12 protein-coding genes are annotated in these 15,884 nt (G+C 54.1%); 9 read left to right on the forward strand and 3 right to left on the reverse strand.

Going from position 1 to position 15,884, the window contains the following annotated elements; genetic code table 11:
* Nucleotides 1-120: 120 nt before the first annotated feature.
* Together EBAPG3_RS05500 and EBAPG3_RS05505 are read right to left on the reverse strand one after the other, a co-directional pair.
* On the reverse strand, nt 121-2,820 hold the full coding sequence (locus EBAPG3_RS05500; RefSeq protein WP_004174090.1) for an MGH1-like glycoside hydrolase domain-containing protein: 2,700 nt from the start codon (nt 2,818-2,820) through the stop codon (nt 121-123).
* 40 nt (nt 2,821-2,860) lie between these two features.
* On the reverse strand, nt 2,861-3,676 hold the full coding sequence (locus EBAPG3_RS05505) for an inositol monophosphatase family protein (RefSeq protein WP_004174088.1): 816 nt from the start codon (nt 3,674-3,676) through the stop codon (nt 2,861-2,863).
* Between the two features lie 216 nt (nt 3,677-3,892).
* Here EBAPG3_RS05505 and EBAPG3_RS05510 point away from each other — a divergent pair, with 216 nt between their 5' ends.
* From EBAPG3_RS05510 to EBAPG3_RS05545, 8 genes are all read left to right on the forward strand, one after another.
* Nucleotides 3,893-4,642: an RNA methyltransferase gene (locus tag EBAPG3_RS05510; RefSeq protein WP_004174084.1), complete on the forward strand. Its 750-nt coding sequence runs from the start codon at nt 3,893-3,895 to the stop codon at nt 4,640-4,642.
* Between the two features lie 254 nt (nt 4,643-4,896).
* Complete coding sequence (iscR, locus tag EBAPG3_RS05515; RefSeq protein WP_004174082.1) at nt 4,897-5,367, forward strand: Fe-S cluster assembly transcriptional regulator IscR; 471 nt, start codon at nt 4,897-4,899, stop codon at nt 5,365-5,367.
* Between the two features lie 71 nt (nt 5,368-5,438).
* A complete protein-coding gene (locus tag EBAPG3_RS05520; protein ID WP_004174080.1) occupies nt 5,439-6,593 on the forward strand; it encodes a cysteine desulfurase family protein in 1,155 nt (384 codons plus the stop codon).
* A 245-nt stretch (nt 6,594-6,838) separates the two neighbouring features.
* Entirely contained in the window at nt 6,839-7,081 is a 243-nt protein-coding gene (locus EBAPG3_RS05525; protein ID WP_040851050.1) for a hypothetical protein, read from the forward strand.
* A 31-nt stretch (nt 7,082-7,112) separates the two neighbouring features.
* The gene (locus EBAPG3_RS05530; RefSeq protein ID WP_004174077.1) at nt 7,113-7,520 is read left to right on the forward strand and encodes a DUF4870 family protein; all 408 of its coding nucleotides are present in this window, start codon (nt 7,113-7,115) and stop codon (nt 7,518-7,520) included.
* 318 nt (nt 7,521-7,838) lie between these two features.
* Nucleotides 7,839-8,087 carry a KGG domain-containing protein gene (locus tag EBAPG3_RS05535; protein ID WP_004174076.1) on the forward strand — a complete coding sequence of 83 codons (249 nt, stop codon included), beginning with the start codon at nt 7,839-7,841 and terminating at the stop codon, nt 8,085-8,087.
* Nucleotides 8,088-8,195: 108 nt separating this feature from the next.
* The gene (locus EBAPG3_RS05540; RefSeq protein WP_051048875.1) at nt 8,196-8,615 is read left to right on the forward strand and encodes a cyclic nucleotide-binding domain-containing protein; all 420 of its coding nucleotides are present in this window, start codon (nt 8,196-8,198) and stop codon (nt 8,613-8,615) included.
* Nucleotides 8,616-8,948: 333 nt separating this feature from the next.
* Complete coding sequence (locus EBAPG3_RS05545; RefSeq protein WP_004174072.1) at nt 8,949-10,499, forward strand: hypothetical protein; 1,551 nt, start codon at nt 8,949-8,951, stop codon at nt 10,497-10,499.
* Nucleotides 10,500-10,720: 221 nt separating this feature from the next.
* Here the strand turns inward: EBAPG3_RS05545 and asd are convergent, their stop codons facing one another.
* Nucleotides 10,721-11,578 (reverse strand): archaetidylserine decarboxylase, encoded by an 858-nt coding sequence (gene asd / locus EBAPG3_RS05550; RefSeq protein WP_004174071.1) that lies wholly within the window; start codon nt 11,576-11,578, stop codon nt 10,721-10,723.
* Between the two features lie 217 nt (nt 11,579-11,795).
* Here asd and EBAPG3_RS05555 point away from each other — a divergent pair, with 217 nt between their 5' ends.
* Nucleotides 11,796-15,884 (forward strand): CheR family methyltransferase, encoded by a 4,089-nt coding sequence (locus EBAPG3_RS05555; protein WP_040851048.1) that lies wholly within the window; start codon nt 11,796-11,798, stop codon nt 15,882-15,884.

Genomic DNA, 15,884 nt, shown 5'->3' on the forward strand with positions numbered 1-15,884 from the left:
CCTGGATGATGGTTCGGGGTCTGTCGATGGCTTTTTGCACTATTCCCGGCAAAATTCTTCCTCGCGACTCAGTGTAACAATGCCGGCCGGTAGCCAAATCCATGTGCGTAACCGAAGACACTATGGTTCCGGAGGAGTAATAGTCGTCTGCTGCCTCCAGAATTCCGGGATATCCTGATGATAGCGACGCATCACCAGATTTGCAGCCAGTCCACTCCAGCTTTGATGGGCGGCTCCCAGGCCCTGGCCTGTTTCACCGTGAAAATATTCGTGGAATAGCAGCAAGTCGCGCCAGTGCGGGTCGGTCTGATGCGGGCTGTCCATGGGAAAAGCCGGAATCAGGTCGGATTCGTCGCGACGGAAAATGTCAACAAGCCGCTCCGCCAGCATCGTGGCGGCATATTTAAGGGTAATTTCGTAGCCGTTCAGGCAGGGTGCCGGAAAGGTAAAGGCATCACCCAGGAAGCGATGCAGTTTTTCGATAGCCTGAATCAGCAAATAATTGGTCGGCATCCATACCGGCCCGCGCCAGTTGGAGTTGCCACCGAACATGGGTGAGTCGGATTCACCCGGCACATACCGGATGAAGGTATCGCCAATACCAGGGATATGCTCCGGATTCTGGTGCGTGGCATGGCGCTTGGAGACGCTGCGAATGCCGTGCGGGGACAAGAATTCCTTTTCGTCAAAAATACGCGGCAGCATTTTTACCAGCATTGATGCGGTTACCAGCGACAACAGATGTTCCCCCCGTTCGTTGGTATGCACCGGGCAGGCGCAGATGGTACTTCCATCAAACATTCCCCCTTTGTGCTCCCACAGCAGCGCCTTGAAGCGCGTCCGGTGTTCGAGCAAGCGTGCATCCACCACTTCGCAGGCAAATAGCGGAATGATGCCCACCCAGGAAAAGACGTCGATACGATTTACCGCGCCATCCGGGCTGATCATGAGATCCTTGAAGAAGCCATCCGCTTCATCCCAAAGGGATACACAAGCGCCGGTATGGCCGGCGATAGCATAGCCAATTGCCAGGAACTGGCTATAGCACTGGATGGCAATATTTTCGTAAGTCGGGTCTTCAACCGCAATTTCCAGCGCGATCACAGTAAGTTGCAGGGAAAACATCGCCATCCAGCCGGTGGCATCGGCCTGCTTCAGGGTATAGCCGGAGGGGAGTGGTTTGGACCGATCATATACCGAGATATTGTCCAGCCCCAGAAAGCCTCCTTCGAACACATTCGTGCCGTTGGCATCCTTGCGGTTGATCCACCAGGTATGATTCAGCAACAGCTTGTGCAGGACACGTTTGAGAAAAGAGGTATCGCCCTTGCCGCGTTGCACCCGTTCCGCGCGGAAGACCTTTAGCGCAGCCATGGCGTGCACCGGGGGATTCACGTCACCGAACGACCACTCGTAAGCAGGGATTTGCCCATTGGGGTGCAGATAGGATTCAAGCAGCAACAGCTCAACCTGTTCCTTGGCGAAATCCACATCCATGAGTGCCAGGACGGCGCAATGGAAAGCCAGATCCCAGGCGGCAAACCAGGGATACTCCCATGCGTCCGGCATCGATATCACATGGCTTGCCTTGAGATGACGCCAACTGTGATTGCGTCCATGTTTTCTTGATGGGGGTGGCGATAGCCCATCACCCTTCAGCCAGGTGGATACGTCATAATGAAAAAATTGCTTGTTCCATATCGCGCCAGCCAATGCCTGGCGGAGGATACGGTGATCCTGGGTGCTGGCTTCGGGCAGCAGCCTTTCAAAAAATGCGTCAGCTTCCGAGCGGCGCAGGGCAAGAATATCCCCGTGATGAATGAAGGGGTGGGGGCGGCGTATGCGCGATAATACCAGGTCGATCGTGCCGGCCTCACCCGGCGCAATCCTCAGTTTGTGCACGGCGGCGAACTTGGTTCCCTGCTGCTCCGGATTTACAGCGCCGTGTTCACCATCCACCAGATAGCGGTGGAACGCGTCTTTGACATAGGAACCGCCGTTGGCCGCTCTCCACAAGCGCGCGCGGTTGGTTTCATTTTCGGTATAAAGGACGTCGGCCTGCTGTCGCCCGTAGAGATGATAGGTTCCCAGCATCGAGTGCTCCGCCTCGACCGCCCAGGCCCCGTCAGCGGGAGCGGGCATGGCGCGTAGTGCCGGTTTCGGGACGCCGTTCTTCGACCATGCCCAGTCGTTGCGAAACCATAGTTGCGGCAACAGCCATAATACAGCTTCGTCTTTCCCCCGATTGCTGGCGAGGATACGAATATGCAACTCCTCGGGTGACGCCTTGGCATAGCAGACTTCTACGTCCCAGTAGCGCCCGTCGGCGAAAGCGCCGCTATCGATCAGGCCAAATGGCGGGTCTTTACGCGAACGGTGCGCATTTTCCTCAACCAATCGCGTATAGGGAAATGCGGACTGCGGATATTTATAGAGGTAGTGGAGCCAGGAATGCGAAGGGGTAGCGTCCACATAGAAGTAGCATTCCTTCACATCCTCGCCGCGATTGCCCTGCTTGCCGGTGAGTCCGAAAGCACGTTCTTTCAGGATGGAATCCCTGCCGTTCCATAGCGCCAGGCCGAAACAGAGCCGCTGCGCCTCGTCCGAAATACCCCCTAGGCCATCCTCGTTCCAGCGATAGGCACGCGAACGGGATTGATCGTGATTGAAGTATTCCCAGGCGTCGCCATCCGGACTGTAGTCTTCGCGAACAGTCCCCCAGGCACGTTCGGATAGGTAGGGTCCCCACAAACGCCAGTCTTCACAGCCAGTTCGCTGTTTTTCGAGCCGCTGCTGTTCCGCGTCGGGTTGATTAGACAATGACGTTATTCCTCTTTTCCTGTTGCGCTCGGCCTTGGGATCATTGATCGTTGTCTGTGCCTGCCCTCAATTCCTTCGTCAGATGGGGTGCGATCACCTGCAGCAGTTGTGCGAAAATCTTTGGATTGCCGGCAAGAAGGTTGCCGCTGCGCATATACGTGGCGTTGCCCTCCAGGTCGCCCAGCAGTCCGCCCGCTTCCGTGATAAGGAGGCAGCCGGCGGCGATGTCCCATGGAGACAGTCCCAGTTCCCAGAAACCGTCGTAGCGTCCGGCAGCCAGGTAGGCAAGGTCCAGTGCGGCGGAACCGGGACGGCGGATACCGGCAACCCGGGGCATGACGTCCTTGAACATGGCAATGTAGGCGTCCACATGCGAAAACTCCCGAAACGGGAAGCCGGTGCCGATCAGGCAGTCACCCAGATGGGTACGCTTGCTTACGCGCAAGCGATGATCGTTGAGATAAGCGCCTTGTCCGCGGCTGGCAGTGAATAATTCGTTGCCGGAAGGATTGTATACGACCGCCTGGACAGGTATGTTCTTATGCATCAGCGCGATGGAAACCGAGTAGTGCGGAAAGCCGTGAAGAAAATTGGTGGTGCCATCCAGCGGATCGATCACCCACTGGTATTCCGACTCGCCTTGGGCGCCGCTTTCTTCTGCTAGAATCGAATGATTGGGATAGGCATCCAGCAGTATCTTGATAATGGCATCTTCCGCCGCGCCATCCACTTCGCTGACGAAATCATTGTGTGCTTTGCGCGAAACATGCAGCAAATCGAGGTTTTGCGCAGCCCGATTGATAATACCGCCTGCGCGGCGTGCGGCTTTTACCGCAATGGTGAGCATAGGATGCATTTTTTGGATTCAGAATTGAGCAGAGTGCAATTTTAACCCAGATAGTCCATTAGGACGCGAGATGATGGTGAGACAGGTTACGAGACGGTTTTTTCGGTTGGAGGAAATCCATAGCCTGACCCATGGACGCCGCACATGCGTCGAAAATGGCCGCAAACCGACCGCCGGCACTCGGGCAGGCTTGGAGAGCCGCCTGATGGATTATCCGGGCGCAACATGAAGTCCTTTCACCCGCTTGATAAAGTCCGCGTGGTGCTAAGCCATCCCAGCCATCCCGGCAACATCGGCGCAACGGCGCGGGCGATGAAAACGATGGGATTGAATTCGCTCTACCTGGTGAATCCCCGGGTTTTTCCGGACAAGGACGCGGAAGCCCGCGCTGCGGGCGCATGGGACATATTGAACAGTGCCAGGGTGTGTGTGGACCTTGACGAGGCCCTGAGCGGCACGGTTCTGGCGGCGGCAGTGACCGCTCGTCCACGCGATCTCTCGCATGAGGTTTTTGATGCACGCCGGGGAGCGCGCGAATTGCTTGGTCATGCGCGCCAGTATCCCGTCGCGCTGGTTTTTGGCACGGAAATGTCCGGTCTTACCACCCTGGAAGTAAGCAAATGCCAGATTGTTGTGCATATTCCCGCCAATCCGGACTACTCCTCACTCAACCTCGCCAGTGCCGTTCAGGTGATGGCGTATGAATTGCGCATGGGGCTGCCCGAATTAGAGCTTCTTCCGCCCGTGGCAGGCATCGCCGCGGATTTCAACGATATTGAGTTGCTTTACCGTCATCTGGAACGGGTCTCGGTCAGCAGCGGTTTTCTCGATCCCCTGGAGCCGAAACGACTCATGCAACGGATGCGGCGGTTGTTTGCACGTGCGCGCTTGGAAAAAGAAGAAGTCAATATACTGCGTGGAATTCTGAGCGCTGTGGAAAAGCGGATCCAGTCGCAAATAACCTCCTACAAGTAATTCCCCGGAATTGCCATCAAATACACAGAAAGCTTTTTCAGCAGTCTGGCTGTATTCCTCCAAAGCCCTAGCCGGAAAATATCATGGATAAGGCTGAATTCCATCGTCCGAACAAAATAGTTGACTAGGATAAAGGGACTTTATATACTTGACAAACATTGTCGGGTATTACGGCGAAAGACAATAATTCAGGAGATTTGCACAAGATATTATTCCGTGTTTGGTTCTGTATCAATTCTCATGAGGAGCAGAAAATGCGATTGACGACGAAGGGACGCTTTGCGGTAACAGCAATGATTGATCTCGCCTTGCACAGCGGCCATGGGCCTGTTACGTTGGCGGGCATCAGCGAACGCCAGAAGATTTCGCTGTCTTACCTGGAACAATTATTCGGAAAGTTGAGGCGTAATAAACTGGTGGGCAGCGTGCGGGGTCCCGGTGGCGGTTATCGCCTGGCGAAACCGATGAGCGAAGTGTCTGTGGTAGACATTATTCTTGCGGTGGATGAGCCGATTGATGCAACCCAATGCGGGGGCAAGGAAAACTGCCACAACGACCAGCGCTGCATGACTCATGATCTGTGGGCCAGTCTTAATGTCAGGATACGGGATTACTTGGCGCTGGTTACGCTGGAACAATTGGTGGCAAGTCCCAAAGTGAAAGATATCGCCGTATTGCAAGATATGAGAGCGTGCAAGCAATCCGAAGAAACAGTCCTGGCTTGATTTTCAATTAACGGGCTCTTCAGATCCTGGACGCAATATGGAATGACGCTCCATGAGAATGAGGAAGAGCTATGGATGCCTATTTTGATCATAACGCCACCACTGCTGTAGACGACGCCGTGCTGGATGCAATGCTGCCGTATTTTCAGACAAAATTCGGCAATCCTTCCAGCCGCCATGTCCGTGGCATCGAAGCCCGCAGGGCCGTAAATCAGGCGCGCGAGCAAGTAGCGGATTCGGTCGGCGTGCAGCCTGCCCAAGTGGTTTTTACCAGTGGCGGCTCGGAGGCCAATAATCTGTTCATTCAGGGTGCGGCAGGCTACCTGAAACCTGCTCAAATCATTGTCAGCGCGGTTGAGCACCCATGCGTGATGCGGGCGGCTCAGGAGGTGGCGCGGGGCGCAAACGGGAAATGGAATTTGCGCCGGTTGGCTGTGGATAACCTGGGACGGGTGGATGTGGCGGATTTTGACAATGCCACGGTGAAACAGCAGCCCGGCCTGGTATCCGTGATGCTGGCGAACAATGAAACCGGCGTAATTCAGGACGTGGCGGCGATTTCGGAGAAAGCCAGGGCATACGGCGCGTGGGTGCATACCGATGCAGTGCAGGCGTTTGGCAAGATCCCGGTGGATTTCGCGTTACTCAACGTACATGCCATGACCCTGTCCGCCCACAAGATTTATGGCCCCAAAGGCGCGGCGGCATTGATCATAGACAAGCGATTGTTGCTCAAGCCGCTTATTTACGGGGGTGGCCATGAAAATGGATTGCGCTCAGGCACGGAGAATGTTCCCGCCATCGTGGGATTTGGTGTGGCCTGTGGGCTGGTTAAATCACGCATAGCGGAGAGCGCCACCCGCATTGCGGCCATGCGTGCGCGGTTGGAGCAGGGGCTGGCCGAGATGGGTGCGGTTATTTTTGGCTTGGGTGCACCACGCGTGCCCAATACCTGCTATTTTGCATTGCCGGGCATTGAAGGCGATACGCTGGTTGTTCGTCTCGACAAGGCGGGTTTTGCGGTAGCAAGTGGCGCTGCCTGCTCCAGCGTGAATCCGGGCCAGAGCCATGTACTCGAGGCGATGGGTGTGGAATCGATGCTGGCGCGTTGTGCGGTACGAGTAAGTCTGGGCAGCGGCAACACGCTGGCCCAAGTGGAAAACTTCCTTAAAGCATTAAGGGGCGTGGTAGGGGAATTGAAACGGATGAGTATGGTTACCCTCTAGCGGCTCGGATTGGCGTCAGAACGGGACTCCATCACCCCTATTTCCTCTCCATGGCTTCATGGCTACGCTGATAATCATCACGCACTCGAAGCATTCGCCTGCTGTTGCACTCCGAATTTAATTCAATCGCTTCATGTCGGCTAACGTGCCGTGTTTTAAAGTAGCCTCTGGCGAATGGCCCGAATAGCGGGTATTCTGTTCGCGAGCACATCGCAGTCTTTTCAAAAAGTGGAACTGTGTCTGAAGTGACTGTTACAGTCCGGGAAGAGTGGATTTTTCGAATTTTTTATATCAAAACATCTCCTAAAGGGGTAATCAAGTTGGCACAACCCAATTTTCAGTATGAGAAACGTCAAAGGGATTTAGTCAAGAAAAAGAAACAAGAAGAAAAAAGGCAGCGTAAACTGGATAAAGGTAAAGTGCAGCCTGGAGAGACTCCGGATCAGGTTCTGAATGGGCCGAATACGGAAGATGCCGGAAAGGCTTAGGAAATTTTTGTGCAGCTTCGAGGCATAAGCCATGGTCAACAGTCATCCCCGCATCACATCTGTTGTTCCTGAGGGCGGCCTTGTCCGGCTTGCTCATATTATCTATTTGCTTCACGGTTTCAGCGTCCTCATGGGTATTCTCGGGCCAGCGCTTATCATTACGACTTTTCTCACCGGCTGGCCTTCCATCATTGCGGTGATTATCAACTATGCAAAGCGTGATGAGGTGCGCGGGACTTATCTCGATTCGCATTTTGGTTGGCAAATACGCACATTCTGGTATACGTTGCTTTGGCTGGTGATCGCGGCATTGCTGTTCATCACGGTGATTGGTATCGTGCTCGCTTACATCGTGGCGGTGGGCGCGGGTGTCTGGGTGCTTTATCGCATAGTCCGCGGCTGGATTGCGCTCAATGACGGCAAACCCATGCCCGCCTGAACAAGAATCAGCCTCCCGTTTCCGTTATCTGGCCAAAAATCCGCTTCTTCATGGAACGCTTGCCCTGCCGCTGGGGGCAAGATCTCCCTCATCTCTTCGGAACGGGAATGCACCTTCCGAGGAGGGTGCATTCCCTCCAACGCCTTTCACCGATCCTTATGTGTGTCGCCGTACAGTCCAGAGGCATTCTGCTTATTAATATGCCTCATCTCGCGCTTTTTTATCGCGGAGACGGACCTCTGAAGGCATCTATACGCAGTAAGGCGTATTAAAAGTGCAGACGAGGAAACGGAAACGCAGGTTCGCACGGAGACAGGCATGAATACAGATAAGGGTAAAAGCAGTGGGGGGAAGTATAGCAAGCGCGGCTTTGCTTCCATGGATAAAGACAAACAACGGGAAATCGCCAGCAAGGGCGGAAAAGCCGCGCACGAGAAAGGGAGCGCACATCGGTTCACTTCCGAAGAAGCCAGCCTGGCTGGCCAAAAAGGTGGCGCCGCGCATGGGAAGAAAACGGCCACGGCCGAGGTCCGTCAGTCCAGGCCGCAAAAAATAGCCAAGGCGTGAAAGAAACGATTCCACCGCTCGATTATCCTATCGACGCGGTTGTGTGAGGAGTTCCTCGACATGAAAATCAGGGCCTGAAACACCGACTCCGGAATTGAGAAAATCATCATGTCCTCATCCCGAGGTCCCAGGCAGAACAGGATACTTGCAGCATTGGCTCCTGTGGATTACACGCGGCTGTTACCATTTCTTGAATTGGTACCGCTGCAGGCAGGTCACATCATCCACGAGCCCGGGTTTCCCATCAGATATCTATATTTTCCGACGACCTGTATTGTTGCCCGCCGGTATGAGTTGGGAAATGGTACGTTCACGCAGATAGGAACCATCGGCAATGAGGGTTTGACCGGCATCTCCGTTCTCCTGGGGGCGGAAACCAGCCGGGTACGTAAAGTAGTCCAAAGTGCGGGCAATGCTTACCGCATCAACGCAAGCCTCCTCAAAAGGGAATTTGACCTGGGTGGAGATTGCCAGAATCTCCTATTACGTTTTGCGCAGGCACTGATTGTGGCGGATCAAGGTTTCTAACCGGCATCCTGCCATTGATCAACGGGCTGCCACTTTCTCCGGATTCGCCTGGATGGCGCTGTCAAGTGGCGGCCTTTCTTCACATGACGCACGCAGCCGGTATGGCACGGGGACGATCCGGTTCGTGGCTCGCTCAGAATCCAATGATCCGCCGCTGTAGTGTGCGTTTTCGTACAGACCCGTTCCGGTAAAGCCGGAATAATAAATATTGCTGCGGGACCAGAGTCCTTGATCTTCTGGGCTATCCAACTGAATTAAAAAGATAAAGAAATATTCTTTCGGACTTGCGTGTGATTGTATGTATTCAGGCGCAATTAGATATCGGAGATCATCATGAAAAGAGTAAATATCCTGATCCTGGGTTTGGGGCTCGCTGGCTTAGGTGTGGGAATGAATAGCGCCACGGGTCAAAACAATAGTGAAACGCGTCAGGGAAGCGGAAGCACGCAGGCGCGTGATGCCGTCATCAATGCTCAAACGGTTCGTGAAACACCCATTACACGACCCGAACAAAAAAAGAGCGAGCATGACCGCTCCAACATCTTTACTGCCTCGAACGCGGCACCTTCTTCCCCCGCTTTTGACAATCAGCCCGATAAGGGAAAGATTTTAGGATTCGATTTTTATCGTGATCCCCTGAATGCCAAAAAACCGACGCAGACGTTCGAAGAAAGCATGAAAGCCGATGTGGCCGATCGCGCCAGGGTGATGAAAACACAGCAAGAATTGCTTCTCCGGCGTTACGACCTGACTCCCCGGCTTGATCGGGAAGCGAAAATGTCGCGCGGCAAGCCGCTCGCGGTGGGTCCCACCGCGCGCTTGGTTGCAGGAATGAGCTGGCAGAAACTCGCCAGCATGTCTCCATCGGAAATACGCAGCCAGAACGCATTCCCCTATCCTGCCTTGCCTCATCCCAAGCAAACGCCAGGCGGGCAGGTTTTTCCCCAGGTTCAGGTCAATATGTTTCCGCGGCTGGAGCGGTTCGACATCGAATTCGATTTACCCGAAGCGTTCCTGCCGGAATTTCCGCCAGCGATTTTTCTTCAGAATCGGCCCGAGCTGGGCGATGTTTCGCGGGGAGAAGTGGTTTCGATCAATAATTACTATCGCTTGTTCAAGGATCTTCTCACGCCCGTACAGCTTGATGGCCTGCGGATGCTGCTCACCCCGTTTCCACAGGAGGAGTTTAATCCGACTGATGACCGCAAAAGCGCGCAACCCAGCCTAGGGGTGACCTGTTTTGATTGCCATGTGAATGGTCACACGACCGGACAATTTCATCTCAGTCCCGATATCCGACCGCAGGAGCGGCGCTTTCGCCTGGATACGGTTAGTTTGCGGGGCCTGTTTAATCAGCAGATTCATGGCTCAAAACGGAGCCTGCGGTCGGTGGAGGATTTCACCGAATTTGAGTTTCGCACCGCTTACTTCAATGGCGATGCAATCCACTCGATGAAAAAAGGCCTCACGATTTTTGATCGAATTCACGTTAGCCATATGGCGCAGCTACAGAACATGCTGGATTTTCCGCCTGCGCCCAAGCTGGATAGCCAAGGACGCCTCGACCCTTCAAAAGCAAACGAGAAGGAGCTTCGTGGCGAGAAACTCTTTTATGGGAAAGGCCAATGCGCCAGCTGTCATAAGCCGCCCGCTTTCCTTGACCATCAGATGCACGACCTGAAACTCGAACGTTTTGTCAATGAGCCGGGTGACGGGCCGATGAAGACCTTTACCTTGCGTGGCATCAAGGACAGTCCTCCCTATCTGCATGATGGCCGTTTGCTAACACTCGAAGATACGGTTGAGTTCTTCAATCTGGTATTACAGCTCAAGCTTACGGACGAGGAAAAATCGGATCTCGTGGCCTACATGCGGCAGTTATGAGGATAATTTTATGTAGAATGACATTAGAATAAATAAATAAGGGGGGTCGGCAAAGAGCCAGCGATACATCAGAGGTATATCATTCAGCGGGCGCATTCTACCGAAAGAGATGAGTGGTCAACTGCCAGTTTACTTTCTATAGATGAGTAGAGCGTCGCCCGACTCATTCCACTCACTTCCAGCCTTCCGGTTGATGTGTCGAATGTGTCCTTGATGGGTTGCTACCGAAGCTCATCAGCTTTCGTTCCCATCATTTCACCGAAGCGGATAGTTCGGCCGGGCGTCCATAACGGATTAAACACTATTCTGTTTCTGGGAAATAACATTACTACGGTTGAGCCGAGGAGAAACCGGCCCATTTCCCTGCCTTTTTCGAAAACCAGAGCCTGCGAATCGTATCGCCAGTCGCGAACCTGGCCGGCCCGCCGGGAATTCACGATACCATGCCACACCGTGGATATACTGCCCACTATCGTCGCACCCACCAATACCACTACAAATGGTCCGCGCTCCGATTCGAAGACGCAAACCACGCGTTCGTTGCGTGCAAACAGGCCGGGAATACCCCGGACCGTACCCGGATTTACCGAGAATAGAGTGCCGGGGATATAGATCATGCGAGTCAACCGGCCACTGCATGGCATATGTACCCGGTGATAATCCTTCGGACTCAAATACAGGGTTGCGAAGTTGCCATCATAAAATTTTTCAGCCAGCGCACTATCGCCACCCATGAGCGCGGTAGCCGAATAATTGCGCCCTTTAGCCTGTATTATCTGATTGCTGCGGATGACTCCCAACTGGCTTATGGCGCCATCGACTGGACAAATGTAGCTTGCCTCGGCTATGGGGCGCTTTTCTGGAAGTAGCGCCCGGGTAAAAAAATCATTGAAGGTCAGGTAACTGTGGATATCGGAATTAACCGCCTCACTCATATCCACGTCGTAGTGCTGTATGAATCGCCGAATGGCGAAAGTGGTAAGCGCGCCGGCATTGGCCTTGGCAAACTTGCCCGCCAATTCGGTGAGTGCCTGCTTCGGCAGCAGATATTGAGGAAATACTGAGAAAGCTGTGAGCACCTGAAGTACCTGGAGGGCAAAAATAGTGGGAGATTATAAAGGTTTGGGTTAATTAAGTCTCGGCATGATCGTTTAGGAGGGTGCTTATCGCTTACGGAATACTGGAATATGAATCCAACCAGTGAGGAAGCGAGTACCGGTAACTGCCAAGCCCTGATGCCCTGTATTTATCTCAACACGTGCTAAACTAAGATCATACCGTTATCGCTCCATTTTTATGACACGAGCTGATAAAAAAAAATCCGGGGCTGATTCGGTAGCCTCGAATAATTCCTCATTTACAGAAAGAAATCTTCCAGACGCCCAGTTCGTTGATCGCGCGACGGGGCAGAAGTCTCCACTGTTTCCGATCGTGGGAATCGGCGCGTCAGCAGGAGGGGTGGAGGCGCTGCAGAGATTATTCAAGGTGCTTCCATCCGCTCATGGCATCACTTACATCGTAGTGGTGCATCTCGCACCGGATTATCCCAGTCATCTGCCCGATATTCTGGCAAACAATACTTCACAGCGGGTTGTACAGGTTCGCGGCGATATGCCTGTCGAGCGTAATACGGTTTACGTGATCCCGCCTAATCACTACCTGATACTGGACGGCGGATATTTGCGCCTTCAGCAGGTACCTCAGCCGCGGCCGTCGCCACAAGCTATCGACCGGCTCTTCATATCGCTGGCGGAAGAACTCCAGGAAGGCGCTATAGGTATCATTCTTACCGGCGCTGATCATGACGGCACGGTGGGGCTTAAAGCCATCAAGGCTGCAGGCGGGATGGTCATGGCGCAGTTACCCGCGACGGCACAGCATCCGGATATGCCGGAGAGCGCGGTGGAGACCGGCCTGGTTGACTACGTGTTACCTATTGAAGAGATGGGCGGGGCACTCAAGCAATACATCGATCCACCCACCCTATGGCAGCCTGAGCCTTCCACGCCATCGGCGGAAGACCTTCAGATTCTAAGGGATATCATTGCTTTCCTGTCCACATGCGGAGGCGGGGATTTTCGGGGATATAAAGAAGGAATGCTCATGCGCCGCACCAAGCGCCGCATGGCATTGCAGGGGCTGGTCAATCTGGCATCCTATGCGGCTTACCTGCGGGAGCACCCTCCCGAGGTCAAAGCGTTGGGGAAAGATTTTTTAATCAAAGTTACTGAATTCTTTCGCGAACCCCCGGCATGGCAAGCCCTCGAGCAGCAGGTATTGCCGAGGATTATCCAGGGTCTTGCTCCCGGCGAGCCGCTACGTGTATGGATAGCCGGATGTTCCACGGGAGAAGAGGCCTACAGCATGGGTATCGCCTTATTTGAATTGATGAGCAAGGGAGGCGTAAACCTGAAATTGAATATTATCGGCTCCGATCTCGACCAGACATCCCTGGACATTGCCCGGGCCGGCAGTTATCCGGCAAGCATCAGCACTGTATTAAAGCCAGAGTTGCTGACCCGCTACTTCATCAAGAACAATGACGGTCAGTTCGTTATTCGCAAGGCACTTCGGGAATCGGTTTTGTTTTCGCAGCATAATCTCCTGGCCGATCCGCCGTTTTCCCATATGGATCTGGTCAGTTGCCGCAATCTTTTGATCTACATGAAGCCGGACGTGCAAGACAAGCTGCTGCGGATGTTTCATTTTGCGCTGAACCCGGAAGGTTATCTATTTCTGGGAAAATCCGAAACAATCGGCGAGCATCACGAACTCTTTATGCCGATCGACAAACAACACCGTATTTATCGCGCTCTACCCACCAAGCGGAAGATGCTTGTCAAACTTCCGTTGGTGCCTGATACCTCGGCGACACAACTGGGTTCTCATCTGATAGCAGGACAGGTTCCGCGCCCGACTCACGCCGAGCTGGTGCGAGAACTCCTGCTCAGGCAACGTTCCGCCACCGCAGTATTGATCGACCGGGATTCGCAGGTATTGTATTTCTATGGCCCCACGCGCGAATTCCTATGGCAACCGGAAGGGTCCGCGACCCGGGATCTGATGGCCATGGTGTCGGACGAGATGCGCATTGTCCTTCGCGCGGTGATCCATTCGGTTCGCAACGAGGGAAAGACGGGCGAGATTATATTGCCTGCTCCACAGGGAGAGAATCGCCAGTTGCGCATCAGGGCCGTCAAGGCCGGGGAGGAGAGCGGTGGCCTCGTGCTCATTACATTCGAGCATGAATCCCTTGGCATAGAACCGAACCAGGCGGCCGCTGATGCCGAGTCGTGGGCGAAACGGCAGCTCGAGGATGACTTGCGCATGACACGGCTGGACCTCGAGGCGTCGATCCAGGCACTCGAGGCAAGCAACGTGGATCTTCGCATTGCCAATGAAGAGGCGATGTCCATGAATGAGGAGCTCCAGTCGGCCAATGAAGAACTGGAAACGTCGAAGGAGGAGCTCCAGTCGGTAAATGAAGAATTGAATACCGTGAATGGCGATCTGGAACGCACCGTTAATAATCTGCGCACGGTTAACGACGATCTGACCAATCTACTGGCAAGCAGCGATTTGCCTACTTTGTTCCTCGACCGCGAGTTTCGCATAAAGCGCTTCACTCCTGCGTCCCGCCGGCTTTTCAGTCTCATTCCCTCGGATATAGGGCGTCCGATCAGTGATTTCACATCCCGGCTCGAGCCACAGGATCTTATAACGGTCGCCGGTAATGTTCAGCGTTCAGGCTCGATTGCAGAAGATGAGGTTCACACGGCCGAGGGGAATTTCTATCTGCGCCGTGTATTGCCCTATCGCGTTGAGGAAGACCGGGTTGAGGGGGTCGTGGTTACCTTTGTGCCCATTGATGCGCTGAAGCATGCGGAACAAGAGATCAGGGAAAGCGAGAAACGCTTTCGCATGCTTGCCGATACCGCGCCGGTATTTATCTGGATCAGCGGCCTTGGTAGCAAGCTCGAATTTGTAAACCGTCGTTTTGCCGACGAGACCGGGAAGTCAAGCGAGGATTTATTGGGTGCGGGGTGGCATGATCTTGTTCCTGCCGGCGATTTAACGGGTTATCTGGCGGAATGTGCAGGTGCGGAAGCCAACCGCAGAGGTTACGACTACGAGTTGAGATTGCGCAAGGTGGATGGCAGGTATAACTGGATGCGTTTTGTCGGTGAACCACGGTTCGAGGGAAAGCAGGTGACCGGCTTTGTCGGTTCCAGCGTCGATATCCAATACCACAAGGATGCCGAGGAGGAGCTGCGCAGCGCCGACCGGCGCAAGGATGAGTTTCTTGCCATACTCGGACATGAGCTTCGCAATCCACTTTCCCCCATACGCAACGCCGCCCAGGCATTGGGATTCATTGACTCCGACGATAAACGCCTTTCATGGGCCCGGGAGACCATCACCCGGCAGGTGGATCACATGACTCGCCTGGTAGACGATCTGCTTGATATCGCCCGGCTCACACGGGGCACGCTTACGCTACGGAAGGAAACGGTAGATATGGCGGTTATCGTGCATCACGTCGTGGAATCAACCAAGGCGCTGGTGGACGCCCGGAAGCACCATCTGACTATAGCGATCAGGGATGAGCCGCTTTTTGTCAGCGGCGATCCCGTCCGCCTGACCCAGATCGTCGAGAATCTTCTCACCAATGCGATTAAATTCACTGAAGAAGGCGGCAAGATTTCGCTGGATGTCCATCGTGAAGGGCAAGAGCTGGTCATGTCGGTCAGGGATAACGGAATCGGCATACCCCAGCGCATGCTGTCGAAGATTTTTGAGCTTTTCATGCAGGAGCAACGCGCAATCAGAAAATCGAGCAGCGGCCTCGGTATTGGTCTTTCGCTGGTATTTCAGCTCGTGTCCCTGCACGGCGGCTCAATCAAGGCACTGAGCAAGGGGCCTAATCAGGGCAGCGAGTTTGTGCTTCGGCTTCCCGTGGTGGATATCGTGCCCGCACCGGCTCCAGTTGCAAGCACGGCGCCCGCGGCGGGTACGGAACGCGTCCTGATAGTGGACGACAATATGGACAATGCGGATACGATGGCCATGCTGATGGCGACCTATGGATATGAGGTGCGCGCAGTCTATGATTTCGAGTCGGCTCTGCGGGAAGCAACGTCGTTCCTGCCGCATGTCGCCCTGCTTGACTTAAGCAAGCCCGAGCCTGATGGACTGGAACTGGCGAAGCGATTTCAACAAATGACCGAGACCCAGAAAACCGCATTGATCGCGTTTAGTGGCTATGGGCAGCCTGATGATCTCGAACGAACCAGGAATGCGGGGTTCGTGCATCATCTGGTGAAACCGGTCGATCCGGTTGCAATCCATAAGCTGATAAAGTCGGTGACGTTGAATGCTCGTTGA

Source organism: Nitrosospira lacus (assembly GCF_000355765.4).
Classification (GTDB): Bacteria; Pseudomonadota; Gammaproteobacteria; order Burkholderiales; family Nitrosomonadaceae; genus Nitrosospira; species Nitrosospira lacus.